Genomic DNA, 14,145 nt, shown 5'->3' with positions numbered 1-14,145 from the left:
AGTGCCGGTCCGGAAGGAGAAGAGTGTTAAGAATTCAACGAGTTCAGGTGAAGCACGGCAAAACGGTCCGCTCCTCCGTGAGGCACGGAGGAGCGGACCGGGTCTGCGCTTCGGGTGGACGAGATGATCAACCCTGGGGAGGTTTCTCTACTTCTCCGACGCGCCGACCAGCTTTCCGTCGGGCCGGACGGCGTACCAGGTGCCGCCGACGCCCTGGCCGTTGGTGTCACCGGGAGCCTTGTCGCCGGCGAAGGTGTAGATGGGCGAGCAGTTGATCGTCTGCTGCTTGCCCTTGCCGTCGGTCCGGTCGAAGATCATGTAACCCTTCTCCTGGATGCCCTTGGTGTCGGCGTAGTCGACGGGCTCCACGAGCGGCCACTTCTCCAGGCACTCCCCGGAGCAGTTGGAGACCGGCTTGGGCCAGGCCTCGTCCTTCTTGAACCGGTAGACGGTCATGCCGTTCTTGTCGATGACGATCTCGCCGAGCTTGGGGTCGTTGCGCGTGGACAGCCCGGCCTGGACCGCTTCGCCGCCGTCGGCTCCGGCTCCGGCTCCGCCCCCTTGCGCCTTCTTGCCGTCGGGGGCGAGCGCGTACCACTTGCCGCCCACGCCCTGGCCCTTGACGTCACCGGCGTTGACGTCCTTGGCGTAGCGGTAGGCGGGCCAGCCGGCCACCGTGAGCTGCTTGGTGCCGTCGGCCCGGGTGACCGAGCCGAGCAGCGCCTTGTCGATACCCTCGCCGGCCTCGGCGTCGTCGGCCGGGACCGGCGGCCAGGTCTTGGCGCAGTCGCCGTCGCAGTTCGACTTGGGCGGCTGCTCGGTGTCCTGGTCGAACCGGTACAGGGTGAGGCCGAGACTGTCGGTGACCACCTTGCCGACCTTCTCGGCGGTGGAGACGGACAGCTTGCCGGCGGGGTTGGACGGGCTGGAGGGGCTCGGCGCGGCCGGCTGGCCGGTCGCGGTGCCGCCCGCGCCGGTCCCGGTGCCCGCACCGATGCTCCCGTAGTCCCCGGGCGCGGCCGTGGCGCCCACGTTCTGGCTGGCCGCCGGTGGGCTGTCCTGACCGCACGCCGTCGTCAGCGCCAGGACCGCCGCGGCGCTCGCCACGAGTGAGGCGCTCCGCCAGGAGGTCTTCATCGTCAACTCCCCATAATCGCAAGGGTGTTGCAGCGCCCTGCTGCGCCGCCGCACGGTCATGAGTACGCACGGGGGCGGTGATTGTGTTCAACCGTCGCCCACATTTCTTTCCGGCACCTGTGCCGACCCCCCGGCCGCACCGTCGCACACACGTACATATCGAGCCGACTGCGGGCGATCGCCGATCAAACCGATGAGACCCGGATATCCCTCTTTCGGGGCAATCCCCTTGCGGCCCGGCACGTCGGGGCGCAACAGGGCTCATGATCTTCGTCGTGCATGGACCCCTCTCGACTCAATCCGCCCTTGCGGCACGGGCCTTGGCGGCGGCGACGCTGACCTGGGCGCTCGTCGGCGCACCGGCCGGGGTCGCGGTGGCCGACGTCTGCGCGTACGCCTCGACGGGGCCGGACGGCACCGAGGCGGTGGCGTACGCCGGAAGCAGGAAGACCTGGCCGACCAAGCCGCCGTGCCCGCCACCCACGCCGAGCCCCTCCCCCACGCCGACCCCGACTCCGACTCCGCCGCCGAAGCCGACGCCCCCGCCGAAGCCGACCCCGGACCCGCCGCCTCCCCCGAAACCGACGCCCCCGCCCCCGAAACCCACCCCCACGGCCAGGCCCGAGCCGCCGCCTCCACCGCCGCCGCCGCCCGCCCCGCGCCCTGCGCCGCCCCGGCCGGTGCCGGTACCACCGGCGCCCGCTCCCCCGGCACCGGCACCGGCTCCGCCGGCCACCCCCGCGCCGCGTCCGTCCGCGACGCCCGTGCACTACCCGCGCTACCGCGCCTCGTCTCCCCGGCCACGGCCGGCGAAGGGCGCGATGTCCCCGCTCACCTTCGTCCTGCTCGTCACGGTGCCCGCGGTGGTGGCCGTCGCCGCGCTGCGCGCGCGCTGATCCCTGAAGCCCTGGAGGTACCTCTTGCCGGAATGGCTTGTTCTCACCCTCGCGATGCTGGCTGCCTGCGCCGTGGTGGTCGTCATCACCCTTGTGCGGCACCGCAGGGCGCCCGAGGACGAGGACCCCAGTGAGACCCCCGACGTCATCGAGTACATGACGATGTGGATCGGCGTGGTCTACGCCATCGTCCTCGGTCTGGCGATCGCCGGTGTCTGGGAGGCGCGCAACGCCGCCCAGGACCACGTCCAGGCCGAGGCCACCGCGCTGCACGAGATCTCGGAGCGGGTACGGGTCTACCCGGCCGATGCACGCGACCGCATCCGGGAGGACATCCGGACGTACGTCGGCCACGTCGTCACCACCGAGTGGGACACCATGGCCGACAAGGGCGAGGTCACCGAGCGCGGCAGCCGGCTCTTCGAACGGATCCGCCAGGACGTCACCGACTACGAGCCGGGGACGGACTTCGAGGCCCAGGCCTACCAGCCGCTCATGGACCAGGTGACCGCGGCGAGCCAGGCCCGGATCGCCCGGGCGGAGTCGACCGGGGAGACCATGCCCGGAGTGGTGTGGTTCGGGCTCATCACCGGAGCCGTCGTCACCATCGGAATGATCTTCGCCCTGCAGATCCGCAGAACGACCCGCGAACTGATCCTCGCCGGGGTGTTCTCGGCGCTGATCGCCTTCCTGCTGTTCCTGATCTGGGACTTCGACGCCCCCTTCAGCAGGGGTGTGTCCGCCTCGACGGACCCGTTCCTGAACCTCTTCCCGGGCGTCGGGGACTGACGGCGCCTCGCACCACGGATCCCGGCCGGGGGGCGCGCGACACACCGTCGCCGTCCCCCGGCCGCGTCAACGGCGTTCCCCCGGGCGGCCCACACCCGTGCCCCATTCGCACTACTGCGATCGCGCCACCACGCGCGCGTTCTTAGCGTTTCGGACATCGAGGTGCATGTGTGTCGTGAGCGGAACAGGTCCGCGGCTGCTCCTCGGGGACCCGGAGGATTCACCATGCGCGCGATATGCGTCGCTTCGGCCGTACTGCTGGGCGCCGGCGCCCTCGCCTCCTGCGTGCCCGCCGCCGACGCGGCGGTCCACACCGGTTTCGGCTTCAGCGTCGAGCCCTCCACCGTCGCAGCCGGGGGTGAGGTCACTCTGCGGGTGGTGCGCAACGAGGCGTGCCGGGGGGAGGCGGCGGTCAACTCACCGGTTTTCGACGTGGTCACCATCCCGCCGGAGGAGTCCTGGGCGACGGCCGTCGTCGACTGGGACGCCAAGCCCGGTGCCGTTTACGACGTCGAGTTCCAATGTGACAAGTCGAGCGGCACCGCGCGTCTGACGATCGCGGGCGGCCGTCCGACGCACCACCCCACGCACCACTCGACGCACCACTCGACGCGCCACCCCCACAAGGGTGTGCATGCCGGTGAGGGCGGCACCGTCGCCGGCTTCGACCTCAAGGAGATCGGCCTCGGCGCCGCACTGATCGCCGGATCGCTTGGCGTCGCCTACCACTTCTCGCGCCGCCGCACCGACGAGGACGCCGGCTGACCCGTCCCGCGGCCGCAGGTCTTCGCCCCGGCTCCCCTGGTGAGGCAGCAGCCGGGGCGAAGGCCGTTCACGTGCGAGGCGACGAATCGTCCAAGAAGCGCGGAGCGAGGCGTCAGATGCGGCGCTCGGCCCGGCGGCGCATCCAGAACACGCCGCCGCCGCCGACCGCCGCGGCCACGAGACCGCCGCCGATGGCCATGTCGGTCGGTGTCGCACCGGTGGTGCTGCTGCCGCCGATGCCGCCGCGGACACCGCCGATGACGGTGAAGGCCTGCGGCTTGGTCATCCGCTTGCCGGAGCAGTTGACGGTGATGTCGTACGGCCCCGGGCGGGCGTTGCTGTTGATGGTGGCGGTGCCCCTCGCCGTCTCGCGAGAACTGCCGTGGACAGGCGAGAGCTTGGTCGGCGAGAACGCGTTGGACGTCGCCGTACCGCCGTGGCGGCAGCCGTCCACCGTGATGGTCAGCTGGCCGCCGCGGGCGATCACGCTGGGCAGGACGACGATGTTGCTGGGCGTGTCCCACGCGACGGCCGCTGGGGCGGAGAGCCCGAGAGCGGCGACCGCTGCGCCGGCGACCGCCAGGGCACGAGTGTTACGCATGTGAACCTCCGCGGAAGACGCCCCGGGACCCGTCCCCGGTCGATCGGCGAGAAAGCGCCTCCCAGAAAGACAGTCAGTTGCCGTGCCGCGAGCCGCATTTCGGGAATGGTCCGTCCTGGTGAGAGAAGGCGGTGCGGGAAAACCGCACAATCGGATATCGCCGCAGGTCACGGACCATCAGAAATTTCCTCGGCGCGGCAACTCGGATGGCGCACCTCACCTCCGCGGACCGCCCCTTTTCACCCTCGGGCCACCCGTTCGCCCCCGCCCCGTCGCCGGTTTCGCGCGTGCCGTTTAGCGTGCTGATATGCGCGATTGACACGGCGACGGCCGCGTCGAGAGGGGATGGCGAATGTCTGCGTCCGAGCTGGCCGAGGCGGAAGAGGAGGCGCGGCGGAAGAAGCGCGCCCCGTGGGGCGTGATAGCGCTGGTTCTGCTGACCGGCCTCGCGCTCATCCGGAATGGTTCGGGGGAGTTCGACGAGGGCCCGCCCCAGCCGGCGACGGCGGCCGCGGCGGACAGCCGGGTACCCGGGGGCACCTTCGCCGGGACCGTACGGCCCTTGCCCTACGCCCTCCCGGACCGGGTCAGGATCCCGGCGATCCAGGTCGACGCACCGATCATCCCCGTGGGCCTGGACGCGGACGGCTGGGTCGGCGCGCCACCGCCGGAGGACCCCAACCTGGCCGGCTGGTTCACCGGCGCCGTCACCCCCGGCGAGAAGGGCACCGCGGTCGTGGTCGGCCATGTCGACAACCAGCAGGGCCCCGCCGTGTTCTACGGACTCGGGGCCCTGAGGAAGGGACATCGCGTCGAGGTCGCCCGGCAGGACGGAAAGACCGCCGTGTTCGAGATCTACGGCATCGAGGTGTTCGAGAAGAACAACTTCCCCGGCGACCGCGTCTACGCCTCCAAGGGCGCGGCGGAACTGCGGGTCATCACCTGCGGCGGCGGTTTCTCCCAGCAGGAAGGCTATGCGGGGAACGTCGTCGCCTTCGCCCGCCTGGCCGAGGTGCGCTGAGCGTTCCCGGCCGGGCGGGCGAAAGCCCGACGCCTGTTACGCGTAATGCCGCCGGGGCACGGTGACGTGATAGCCGGAATCCAGTAGTTCGGGCAGATAGCGCCGCAGGGCCCGCACACTCTGCGAGCGGTCGCCCCCGGCGTCGTGCGAGAGCACCACGACGCCGGGGGCGGCGCCGCGTTCGACCCTCTTCGCGATGGACCGGATCCCGGGGGTGGTCCAGTCGAGGGTGTCGACCGTCCAGCCGAGCGGTTCCATGCCGAGTTCGGCGCCGAGCTGGAAGGCGGCGCGGTTCCAGGCGCCGTAGGGCGCGCGGAACCACTCGGGGCGCTCGCCGTAGGCGTCCTCGATGACGTCGCAGGTGCGTTCCATCTGGGAGCGGATCTGCCTGCGGCTGAGGCGGGTCAGCAACGGATGGGACCACGTGTGGTTCCCCACGACGTGGCCCTCGTCGGCCATCCGGGCCAGCAGGTTCCTGCTGCCGGCGACCATCTCCCCGCACACGAAGAACATCGCGCGCACGTCGTACTCGGCCAGGGTGTCCAGGATGTCCGGGGTGTAGCGGGGATCGGGGCCGTCGTCGAAGGTCAGCACCATGGTGCGGCCCCGGCCGGACACGCGCAGCAGCGGTTCGCGGCGGACCAGGGTCCGCCGGGGCGCGGCGCGCGGCGGGCCGTAGCCGGTCAGGGGCTGCAGCCGGTACGCGGAGGACTTGACGAGGCGGCGTGCCTGGGAGCCCGCGGCCGGGGCGGAGGTGACGGGGCCGTCCCCGGTGACAGCCGTGACCACTCCGGCCGTCGCGGCCGCTCCCACGGCGCCGGCCCCCGCGATCAACACCCGGCGCCGGGTGAGCAGCCGGGTGAGCAACTGATCCTTCTTCATGACTCATCAGTCGCCCGGCGGCAGGCCGACGCACACGAGCAACACCGGTGTGGCGGCACACATTCACCCGTTCGGCCCACGCAGGTGGGTCAGCGGCGGCGCACCAGGGGGAAGGGCAGGGTCTCGCGGATCGTCAGTCCGGTGAGGAACATGACCAGCCGGTCGACGCCGATGCCGAGGCCGCCTGTGGGTGGCATGGCGTATTCGAGGGCGTCGAGGAAGTCCTCGTCGAGTTCCATCGCCTCGGGGTCGCCCCCGGCGGCGAGCAGGGACTGGGCGGTGAGGCGGCGGCGCTGCTCCACGGGGTCGGTGAGCTCCGAGTAGGCGGTGCCGAGCTCGGTGCCGAAGGCGACGAGGTCCCAGCGTTCGGCGAGGCGCGGGTCGGTGCGGTGCTGCCGGGTGAGAGGGGAGACGTCCGTCGGGAAGTCCTTGTAGAAGGTGGGCAGCTGGGTCCTCTCCTCGACGAGCCGCTCGTACATCTCCAGGACGACGTCGCCATGGCCGTCGTCGGCGGTGTACGGCACACCGGCGCGGTCGCAGAGGCGGAGCAGCTCGGGCAGCTCGGTGCCGGGGTGGATCTCCTCGCCGAGGGCCTCGCCGATGGCGCCGTAGACGGTCTTGACGGGCCATTGGCCGGAGATGTCGTACTCCTTGCCGTCCTTGTGGGCGACGGGCCTGCCGAAGGCGGCGGTCGCGGCGCCCTGGACGAGTTCGCGGACGAGGTCGAGCATCACGTCGTAGTCGGCGAAGGCCTGGTAGGCCTCCAGCATCGTGAACTCGGGGTTGTGCTTGTAGGAGACGCCCTCGTTGCGGAAGGTGCGGCCCAGCTCGAAGACCTTCTCCAGACCGCCGACGCACAGCCGCTTCAGATACAGCTCGGGTGCGATGCGCAGGTAGAGGTCGAGGTCGTAGGCGTTGATGTGGGTGGTGAAGGGGCGGGCGTTGGCGCCGCCGTGGATCTGCTGGAGCATCGGCGTCTCGACCTCGAGGTAGCCGCGTTCCAGCAGGCCCTGGCGCAGGGCCTGGACGGCGGTGGAGCGGGCGCGGATCACCTCGCGGGCGTCGGGGCTCGCGACCAGGTCGAGGTAGCGGCGGCGGATCTTGGCCTCGGGGTCGGCGAGGCCCCGGCGCTTGTCGGGCAGGGGGCGCAGGCACTTGCCGGTGAGCTGCCAGGAGGTGACGAAGACGGTCGGTTCGCCCTTGTCGCTGACGCCCGCCCGGCCGGTGGCGGTGATGTGGTCGCCGATGTCGGTGTCGGCGGTGAAGCGGTCCAGGGCGGGGCCGGAGCGGTCGCGGGTGAGGGCGAGTTGGTGGTCGCCGGACCAGTCGCGCAGGACGGCGAAGACGATGCCGCCGAAGTCGCGGACCAGCATGATCCGGCCGGCGACGGTGACCTGCTGGCCCGGCCGTACCTCGGCGAGGGTGTGGGTGCGGGCCGGGATGCCCACCGGGTAGGGGTCGGTGCCGTCGGCGCGCAGCCGGTCGAGCTTGTGGTGCCGGACGCGGACCTGGTCGGACAGGCCGGAGAGGGGGTCGGCGGGCTCGGTCCCGTCCCCTCCGGCGAGGCCGAGCGCCGCCAACGACGGCAGCCCCTCCGTGGTGGCGGGCCGCTGCCCGCCCTTCGGGTGCCCTTTTCCCCAGAGTTTGCGCATGGACGGTACGGAGACGAAGCCCTCGGCGATGCCGGAGGCGAGGCCGACCCGGGCGAGGGAGGCGGCCTCGGCGTAGCAGAGGAAGCGGGGGTACCACTCGGGGTGGTACTTGGCGTTGGAGCGGTACAGGGCCTCCAGTTGCCACCACTTGGAGAAGAACAGCAGCAGGCGGCGCCAGAGACGGAGCACCGGTCCCGCGCCGATGCGTGCGCCCTCCTCGAACACGGAGCGGAACACGGCGAAGTTCAGCGAGACCTTGCGCACGCCCAGTTTCGGGGCGGCGGCGCACAGTTCGGCGACCATGAACTCCATGACGCCGTTGGGAGCGGTGCGGTCACGGCGCATCAGGTCCAGGGAGACACCGTCCTTGCCCCAGGGCACGAAGGACTGGATGGCGAGGAGCCGGCCGTCCTGGTCGAGGGCCTCGGCGAGGAGGCAGTCGCCGTCGGCGGGGTCGCCGAGACGGTCCAGGGCCATGGAGAAGCCGCGCTCGGTCTCGGTGTCGCGCCAGGCGTCGGCCCGTTCGACGAGCTGCCGCATCTCCTCCTCGGAGAGGGTGGAGTGGCGGCGGACGCGGCAGGTGCCGCCGGTGCGGCGGACCCGGTTGACGGCCTGGCGGGTGACGCGCATGTCGCGGCCGTCGAGGTCGAAGTCGAGGACGTGCAGGATCGCCTCGTCGCCGAGCTGGAGCGCGCCGAGCCCGGCGCGGACGAAGGCCCGGGCGCCCTCCTCGGAGGCGCCCATCACGGCCGGGACCCAGGCGTGGCGGCGGGCCACGTCCTGCCAGGCGGCGATCGCGTGCGGCCAGGCCTCCCGGTCGCCCACCGGGTCGCCGCTGGCCAGGCACACCCCGGCCTCGACGCGGTAGGTGACGGCGGCCTTGCCGCTGGGTGAGAAGACGGCGGCCTTGTCGCGGCGGGTGGCGAAGTAGCCGAGCGAGTCCTGGTCGCCGTAGCGGCCGAGGAGGGCGCGGATGCGGGCCTCCTCGTCGTCGTGCAGGGCGGCTTCCAGGCGCTGGGAGCGGAACAGGGTGGCGGCGGCGTTGAGCAGGGCGAGCGCGCCGAACAGGCCGAGCAGGAAGAACAGGGCGTGCGGCGGGCGGCCGTCGAAGCTCCCGGCGGGGACGAGACCGCCGCAGACCCGGTTCGCCGCCCAGGCCAGCCGTTCGCCGCTGGGCAGGGTGCCCGGGAAGGCCTCCACCAGGGCCCATCCGGCCAGGATCGCGACGACCAGGCCGGCCACCAGGACGGCGAGGGCCCGGCGTACGGCGGCCCGGCGGGATGCGGCGTAGAACTCCTTGCGGGCGATGATCATCAGGACCAGGGCGAGGCCGCACACCACGAAGGAGGGGACGGACTCGGCGAACTCGCCGACGGCCATGCCGAGGATGTCGGTCAGGACCAGCAGGCCCAGGTAGACGACGACCAGCCACCAGGCGATCTTCTTGCGGGCGCCGGTCGCGGCGGCGAGCAGGAACAGGAAGACGGCGTAGGCGAGGTTGGCGCTGACCGGGACGAGCAGCAGGTCCAGGAAGCGGACGAGGGGGCGCAGCCCGGTGCGCAGCGGAGGGATCAGCGCCAGCAGGGCGCAGAGCAGACCGAGGGCCCCGAAGAAGACGGCGAATCCCTCGGGTACCCGGCTGAGCAAACCGTGCGCCCGGTGGGGCGGCCGTATCGCGCCTGAGGTGTCCTCGGCCCTCTCGGTGTCCGCGATGACGCTCATGCTTTCGACTCTAGGAACACCCGCGCCTCCTCGCCCGTCGAGCGCTCCCGCCCGGCGGGCGGGCGGGCCAGGGGGTTCAGATAGCCTCGCGGCGTGACGGAACAGCACGCCCATCGGTTCGAGCGGGGCACTGACGGGCCCAAGGTGATCGTGGTCGGGGTGGACGGCTCCGACTCCTCCCTGCGGGCGGCGGCCTACGCCGGTGGCCTGGCCCGGCGGCAGCACGCGCTGCTCGCCGTGGTGTACGTGCAGCCGGTGCTGGCGGCGGGCGCGGCGCTGGGGGCGCCGGTGGCCGAGACGACGGACGAGATCGCCGAGGACCTGGTGGCGCAGATCCGGGACGCGGCCGAGCGGCTCAAGGGGATATTCGAGGTCCGCTGGGAGTTCCACACGTTCCGCGGCGACCCGTACAACGGCCTGGTGACGGCGGCCGACGAACTCAGGGCGGACGCGGTGGTCGTGGGCGCCTCGGAGCAGGCGGGCCACCGCATCGTCGGCTCGGTGGCGGTCCGCCTGGTGAAGGCGGGGCGCTGGCCGGTGACGGTGGTGCCGTAGGGGAGCCAGGTCTCCGGTCGGCACGGTGGTGCCGCAGGGGACCCAGGACTCCGGTCGGCACGGTGGTGCCGTAGGGGAGCCAGGTCTCCGGTCGGCACGGTGGTGCCGCAGGGGACCTAGGTCTCCGGTCGGTGGGCACGGGGTTCGCCAGTGCCCGAGGATGCTGCGGTGACTTCTGACGCCTTCGATGTGGACGCCTTCCTGCGCCGGCCGCTCACCGCGCGCCTGGCCACGAACGGGCCGACGGTCCGGCCCGTGTGGTTCCTCTGGGAGGAGGGTGCCTTCTGGGTCCTGACCGGGCCCTGGGCACGCCTCCTGGACCGGGTGCGGGCCGATCCCGAGGTCGCGCTGGTCGTGGACGAGTGCGAGCCGGCGACCGGGCTGGTGCGGCAGGTGATCGCCCGGGGCCGTGCCGAGCTGCTGCCGTTCGACGTGGCGCGGGGGCGGCGCAAGCTCGTCCGCTACCTGGGGGCGGACGAGGAGCGGTGGGACGAGCGGTTCGTGCGCTACCTCCACGACGACCCGGCGCGGCGCGGGACGGTGTGGCTTCGGATGGAGCCGGTGTCGCTCGTGGCGCACGACCTGAGTTACACCGTGGCCCCCTGAGAGGCCACCGGTCCGCGCCGGGGCCGTGACAGCATCGCGGGTGCCGTCGCCGCCCTGCCCCGCGCCGAGTTCGCCGGGCTCGTCCCGAGGGCGGCAGGCGCTACTCCCCCATCACCAGTCCGTCCCCGGCCGCGCCGCGGCTGAGCACGACGTCGCGGATGCGGTCGCGGACGGCCCGCACGTCGGCGCCCTGGGCGATGGCCCGGTTGAGGTTCACGACCCGGCCGGCGTCGACGTCGAACAGCTGCGGGACGAACTCCGCCTTCGTCACCTCCCAGCGGCCGCCCGGGCGTGCGGGCGGGGCGAAGGTGAAGCGGCCGAGGGTGGACTGGTTGCCCCGCGGGTCCTTGGCGCCCTCGTGGTTGGTCATCAAGCCGGCGATCTGGTCGCCCATGCCGTAGACGACCCAGGTGCCGTTGACCTTCTCGTAGGCCTGCGGGACGTGCGCGTGGGTGCCGAGGACGAGGTCGATGTCGGGTCGGCCCTCGGTGCGTGCGGCGGTGAGGGTCCGGGCCAGGGTCAACTGCCGGTCGTCGGGGGCGTCCTGCCACTCGGTGCCCCAGTGCACGGAGACCACGACCACGTCGGCGCCCGCCCGGCGCGCGGCCCGGGCGTCCTCGAGGATCCTGGCCTCGTCGATGAGGTTGACGGCCCAGGGCTGCCCGTCCGGGAGCGGGAAGCCGTTGGTGTCGTAGGTGTAGGCGAGGTGGGCGACCTCGGCCGGGCCCGCCCGGAGGACCGTCGTCGTGCGGGCCTCCTGCTCGGTGCGTGCCGATCCGGCGTGCCGGACGCCCGCGCGGTCGAGGGCGTCGAGGGTGCGGCGGATGCCGTCGGCGCCGTCGTCCAGGGTGTGGTTGGAGGCGGTGGAGCAGCCGTCGTAGCCGGTGGCGGCGAGGGCCCGGGCCACCTCGGGCGGGGACTTGAAGGTGGGGTAGCCGGTGTAGACGCCGTCCGCGCCGTAGACGGTCTCCATGTGGCACAGGGACACGTCGGCGCGGGAGACGACGGAGCGGATCCCGGCGAGCATCGGCCGGAAGTCGTAGCCGGTGCCACCGGCGTCGAAGCGGGCCCGGTCGATGATCGTGCTGTGCGGGAGGACGTCGCCGGAGGCGACCAGTGTGAACCCGCGGGGCCCGGCGGCGGCCGGTGCCGGGCGTCCACGGTCGGGCTTCTCGTGGCCGCGGGCCTGGCAGGCGGCGCCTGCGGCGAGGACGACGGTCAGGGCCAGGGCGATCTGTCGACTGCGTGCGAGCATGCATTCACCCCACTGTGGGCGTTGTGGTCGTATTTACGCACAATCAGGAAAGAAGGCTCGCGGCGCCCCACGCGGCTCCGACACGCTCATCAGCCCCTCCGGCACCCACATGGCCGGGCACCCGACCGTTCGTCGAACCGTTCGTCGACGCGATCGACCGTCCGCCGCACAGCCGGGTGCGTGCCCTGTGCCCGGGCCGCGCCCTGCGGTGGCATACGGCCATGACGGCCGGATCCACTCTCACGAACGGAACCACCGCCGAGCACGAGCTCGCCGCACTGCAGCGGGAGCACGGCCGGCCCCTCTTCGCGTTGCTGCTCCGGCTCTGCGACGGCGACCGGCAGCGCGCGGAGGACCTGGTCCAGGAGACCCTGGTGCGCGCCTGGCAGCATCCCGAGGCTCTGCGCGCCGACGACTTCGACTCCGTACGGCCCTGGCTGATGACCGTCGCGCGGCGGCTCGCGATCGACGCACGGCGTGCCCGCCAGGCCCGTCCGGCCGAGGTCGGCGACGCGGTGCTGGAGAGCGCGCGGGTCATCTCCGACCACGCCGAGCGGGCCGCGGCGATGCTCGACGTCCGCCAGGCTGTGAAGACACTCACTCCCCAGCACCGTGAAGTCCTGGTGCTCGTGTACTTCCAGGGGGCGAGTGTGGCGGAAGCCGCGGCGGCCCTCGGGATCCCGCCCGGTACCGTGAAGTCCCGCGCGTACTACGCGCTGCGTGCCCTGCGCAGGGTGCTTCCGGGATACGCCACCGACCTGCGGTGAAACCCATGGATGGGTCAAGCCTCCGTAAAGCGCCTTGCCGATGACCCCGGTTGAGTAATCGGCTGTTCTCATCCGTGTTCCGGAGGGGGCCGTCAGCGTCCCCGGGGGCCCGGTGTCGGGCAACGCGCGCGTACCGGAGGAAGGCAGGAAGGGATGCTGGACGAAGAGCAGGGGAGCACGGACGGTGCCGACGGCGAACTGACCGTCCCCATGGCGTGGTTGTACGCCGAGTACATCGCCGACGAGCTGTTGCGGACCGGCGATCTGATGCCGCCGACGTCCTTCGAGTTCCGCGCCGGGCGGGATGCCCTGGCGCTGACCATCTTCCTCTCCGACACCGACGGGGAGCTGTCCGGCATCCGGGTCGTCACCCAGCTGGAGACGTGGCTGTCGCTGACCGCGTACGACCAGCCGTGGCAGGAGTGGGTGCGCGAGCGGCTGGCCGAGGTGGCCGCCGGCGCCGCGCGGTCGGGCCGGCCCGCGCCGGACCTGGCCCTCGCGGACGAGGCCTGGCGCTGGCTGCAGGAGACGGAGCTGCTCGCGCCCGATCTGAACGCGGTGCCGGGGGGCGCTCCGGTGGTCGGGGAGGACGAGGGGCCGAAGGTCTGGACGCCCGCCTGGCAGCTCGGACTGCCGCTGGGACACCTCGCGATCCATCTTTTTTAGATTTCCGCGGCCCCCGACCAATCCGGGGGCCGGAGGGCTCCGAATCCTTTGGTTGCGATTGTGTCACCGGCTTGAGTGATTCAGCTGCCTGGTCCGTACCGGTGGGAGCAAGGAGTAACCCCACCCGCACCCAACGGCACGAGGATTCGGCATGAGGTCCCTGGAGAGGCATCGCGACGTCGCGGCCTACGCGCTCGGCGTGCTGGACGAGGCGGAGGCCTTCCGCTTCGAGGACCACCTCATGGAGTGCCCTCGGTGCGCCGCAGAGGTGACGGAATTCGGCCCGACCGCACGGCAGTTGATGCTGTACCGGCGATCGACGCCCCGGTTCGTGCACCCGATGGCGCAGCCCGGGCCGCGCATGCTGGACGGGCTGCTGGCCGAGGTGGCGGCCCGGCGCCGGACCGGACGCAGGCGTCTGCTGTTCGCCTTGGCCGCCTCGGTGGTCTTCGCGGCGTCCGTACCGGGCATCGCGATGATGGCCGAGGGCAGCGCCGAGGGGCCGCTGACGGTCGCGGCGACCGACACGCGCACGGGCGTGTGGGCGCAGGTCACGACGGAGGACGAGGCCTCGGGCAGCCAGGTCGAGCTGAAGGTGAAGGACGCCTCGGCTCCGCGCGCCTGCCACCTGGTGATCGTCGGACGCGACGGCACCGAGGAGACCGCGACCAGCTGGCACGGGCCCGGTCACGACGACCACCCCGACACGATGATGGCCAGCTCCTCCATGCATCCGGAGGAGATCGCCCGCTACGAGATCCGCTCCGCGGCCGGCGAGGTCCTGTGGAGACTCCAGCCGAGCTGACCATCCGTGTGCCCCTGCCGCCGGGC

The 14,145-nt window shown here is 72.2% G+C and carries 15 protein-coding genes; 9 read left to right on the top strand and 6 right to left on the bottom strand.

Features of this window, described 5'->3' with window-relative positions; all coding sequences use genetic code 11:
- Positions 1-147: 147 nt before the first annotated feature.
- Positions 148-1,137, bottom strand: a complete 990-nt coding sequence (locus CEB94_RS36230) for an SCO0930 family lipoprotein (protein ID WP_175436175.1) — start codon at positions 1,135-1,137, stop codon at positions 148-150.
- A gap of 295 nt (positions 1,138-1,432) precedes the next feature.
- On the bottom strand, positions 1,433-1,873 hold the full coding sequence (locus CEB94_RS41320) for a hypothetical protein (protein ID WP_175436174.1): 441 nt from the start codon (positions 1,871-1,873) through the stop codon (positions 1,433-1,435).
- A 28-nt stretch (positions 1,874-1,901) separates the two neighbouring features.
- On the opposite strand from CEB94_RS41320, the gene CEB94_RS41790 reads away from it, so the two are divergent.
- The 3 genes from CEB94_RS41790 to CEB94_RS36215 all read left to right on the top strand — a co-directional run bounded on the left by CEB94_RS41790 (position 1,902) and on the right by CEB94_RS36215 (position 3,587).
- Positions 1,902-2,033: a hypothetical protein gene (locus tag CEB94_RS41790; protein ID WP_281292547.1), complete on the top strand. Its 132-nt coding sequence runs from the start codon at positions 1,902-1,904 to the stop codon at positions 2,031-2,033.
- A 24-nt stretch (positions 2,034-2,057) separates the two neighbouring features.
- Positions 2,058-2,822, top strand: a complete 765-nt coding sequence (locus CEB94_RS36220) for a bestrophin-like domain (RefSeq protein WP_175436173.1) — start codon at positions 2,058-2,060, stop codon at positions 2,820-2,822.
- 225 nt (positions 2,823-3,047) lie between these two features.
- Positions 3,048-3,587 (top strand): hypothetical protein, encoded by a 540-nt coding sequence (locus tag CEB94_RS36215; protein ID WP_175436172.1) that lies wholly within the window; start codon positions 3,048-3,050, stop codon positions 3,585-3,587.
- A 112-nt stretch (positions 3,588-3,699) separates the two neighbouring features.
- Here CEB94_RS36215 and CEB94_RS36210 read toward each other — a convergent pair whose 3' ends face one another.
- Complete coding sequence (locus CEB94_RS36210) at positions 3,700-4,188, bottom strand: hypothetical protein (protein ID WP_175436171.1); 489 nt, start codon at positions 4,186-4,188, stop codon at positions 3,700-3,702.
- A gap of 352 nt (positions 4,189-4,540) precedes the next feature.
- Here CEB94_RS36210 and CEB94_RS36205 point away from each other — a divergent pair, with 352 nt between their 5' ends.
- Positions 4,541-5,209 carry a class F sortase gene (locus tag CEB94_RS36205; protein WP_175436170.1) on the top strand — a complete coding sequence of 223 codons (669 nt, stop codon included), beginning with the start codon at positions 4,541-4,543 and terminating at the stop codon, positions 5,207-5,209.
- 36 nt (positions 5,210-5,245) lie between these two features.
- Here CEB94_RS36205 and CEB94_RS36200 read toward each other — a convergent pair whose 3' ends face one another.
- Together CEB94_RS36200 and lysX are read right to left on the bottom strand one after the other, a co-directional pair.
- Complete coding sequence (locus tag CEB94_RS36200) at positions 5,246-6,091, bottom strand: polysaccharide deacetylase family protein (RefSeq protein ID WP_175436169.1); 846 nt, start codon at positions 6,089-6,091, stop codon at positions 5,246-5,248.
- Between the two features lie 89 nt (positions 6,092-6,180).
- Entirely contained in the window at positions 6,181-9,465 is a 3,285-nt protein-coding gene (gene lysX / locus CEB94_RS36195; RefSeq protein ID WP_175436168.1) for a bifunctional lysylphosphatidylglycerol synthetase/lysine--tRNA ligase LysX, read from the bottom strand.
- 93 nt (positions 9,466-9,558) lie between these two features.
- On the opposite strand from lysX, the gene CEB94_RS36190 reads away from it, so the two are divergent.
- Both CEB94_RS36190 and CEB94_RS36185 read left to right on the top strand, forming a co-directional pair.
- Positions 9,559-10,020: a universal stress protein gene (locus tag CEB94_RS36190; RefSeq protein WP_175436167.1), complete on the top strand. Its 462-nt coding sequence runs from the start codon at positions 9,559-9,561 to the stop codon at positions 10,018-10,020.
- A gap of 168 nt (positions 10,021-10,188) precedes the next feature.
- On the top strand, positions 10,189-10,626 hold the full coding sequence (locus tag CEB94_RS36185; protein WP_175436166.1) for a pyridoxamine 5'-phosphate oxidase family protein: 438 nt from the start codon (positions 10,189-10,191) through the stop codon (positions 10,624-10,626).
- Between the two features lie 100 nt (positions 10,627-10,726).
- Here the strand turns inward: CEB94_RS36185 and CEB94_RS36180 are convergent, their stop codons facing one another.
- A complete protein-coding gene (locus tag CEB94_RS36180; RefSeq protein WP_175436165.1) occupies positions 10,727-11,881 on the bottom strand; it encodes a CapA family protein in 1,155 nt (384 codons plus the stop codon).
- A gap of 221 nt (positions 11,882-12,102) precedes the next feature.
- Here CEB94_RS36180 and CEB94_RS36175 point away from each other — a divergent pair, with 221 nt between their 5' ends.
- The 3 genes from CEB94_RS36175 (at position 12,103) to CEB94_RS36165 (ending at position 14,119) form a co-directional block, all read left to right on the top strand.
- A complete protein-coding gene (locus CEB94_RS36175; RefSeq protein WP_175436164.1) occupies positions 12,103-12,648 on the top strand; it encodes a sigma-70 family RNA polymerase sigma factor in 546 nt (181 codons plus the stop codon).
- Positions 12,649-12,801: 153 nt separating this feature from the next.
- On the top strand, positions 12,802-13,314 hold the full coding sequence (locus tag CEB94_RS36170; RefSeq protein WP_175436163.1) for a hypothetical protein: 513 nt from the start codon (positions 12,802-12,804) through the stop codon (positions 13,312-13,314).
- A 151-nt stretch (positions 13,315-13,465) separates the two neighbouring features.
- Positions 13,466-14,119, top strand: a complete 654-nt coding sequence (locus CEB94_RS36165) for a zf-HC2 domain-containing protein (RefSeq protein WP_175436162.1) — start codon at positions 13,466-13,468, stop codon at positions 14,117-14,119.
- The last annotated feature ends 26 nt before the right edge of the window (positions 14,120-14,145 follow it).

The sequence above is a fragment of the Streptomyces hawaiiensis genome, from assembly GCF_004803895.1.
Lineage (GTDB): Bacteria > Actinomycetota > Actinomycetes > Streptomycetales > Streptomycetaceae > Streptomyces > Streptomyces hawaiiensis.
Note: the sequence above shows the minus strand (reverse complement) of the source record. Positions and strands in the feature narration are given on the sequence as shown.

Excerpts from the sequence above, each read along its gene's own strand:
- CEB94_RS36170 (WP_175436163.1), top strand. The coding sequence starts at position 12,802 with ATGCTGGACGAAGAGCAGGGGAGCACGGACGGTGCCGACGGCGAACTG.
- lysX (WP_175436168.1), bottom strand. The coding sequence starts at position 9,465 with ATGAGCGTCATCGCGGACACCGAGAGGGCCGAGGACACCTCAGGCGCG.
- CEB94_RS36165 (WP_175436162.1), top strand. The coding sequence starts at position 13,466 with ATGAGGTCCCTGGAGAGGCATCGCGACGTCGCGGCCTACGCGCTCGGC.
- CEB94_RS36215 (WP_175436172.1), top strand. The coding sequence starts at position 3,048 with ATGCGCGCGATATGCGTCGCTTCGGCCGTACTGCTGGGCGCCGGCGCC.
- CEB94_RS36210 (WP_175436171.1), bottom strand. The coding sequence starts at position 4,188 with ATGCGTAACACTCGTGCCCTGGCGGTCGCCGGCGCAGCGGTCGCCGCT.
- CEB94_RS36200 (WP_175436169.1), bottom strand. The coding sequence starts at position 6,091 with ATGAAGAAGGATCAGTTGCTCACCCGGCTGCTCACCCGGCGCCGGGTG.
- CEB94_RS36180 (WP_175436165.1), bottom strand. The coding sequence starts at position 11,881 with ATGCTCGCACGCAGTCGACAGATCGCCCTGGCCCTGACCGTCGTCCTC.
- CEB94_RS36230 (WP_175436175.1), bottom strand. The coding sequence starts at position 1,137 with ATGAAGACCTCCTGGCGGAGCGCCTCACTCGTGGCGAGCGCCGCGGCG.
- CEB94_RS36205 (WP_175436170.1), top strand. The coding sequence starts at position 4,541 with ATGTCTGCGTCCGAGCTGGCCGAGGCGGAAGAGGAGGCGCGGCGGAAG.
- CEB94_RS36175 (WP_175436164.1), top strand. The coding sequence starts at position 12,103 with ATGACGGCCGGATCCACTCTCACGAACGGAACCACCGCCGAGCACGAG.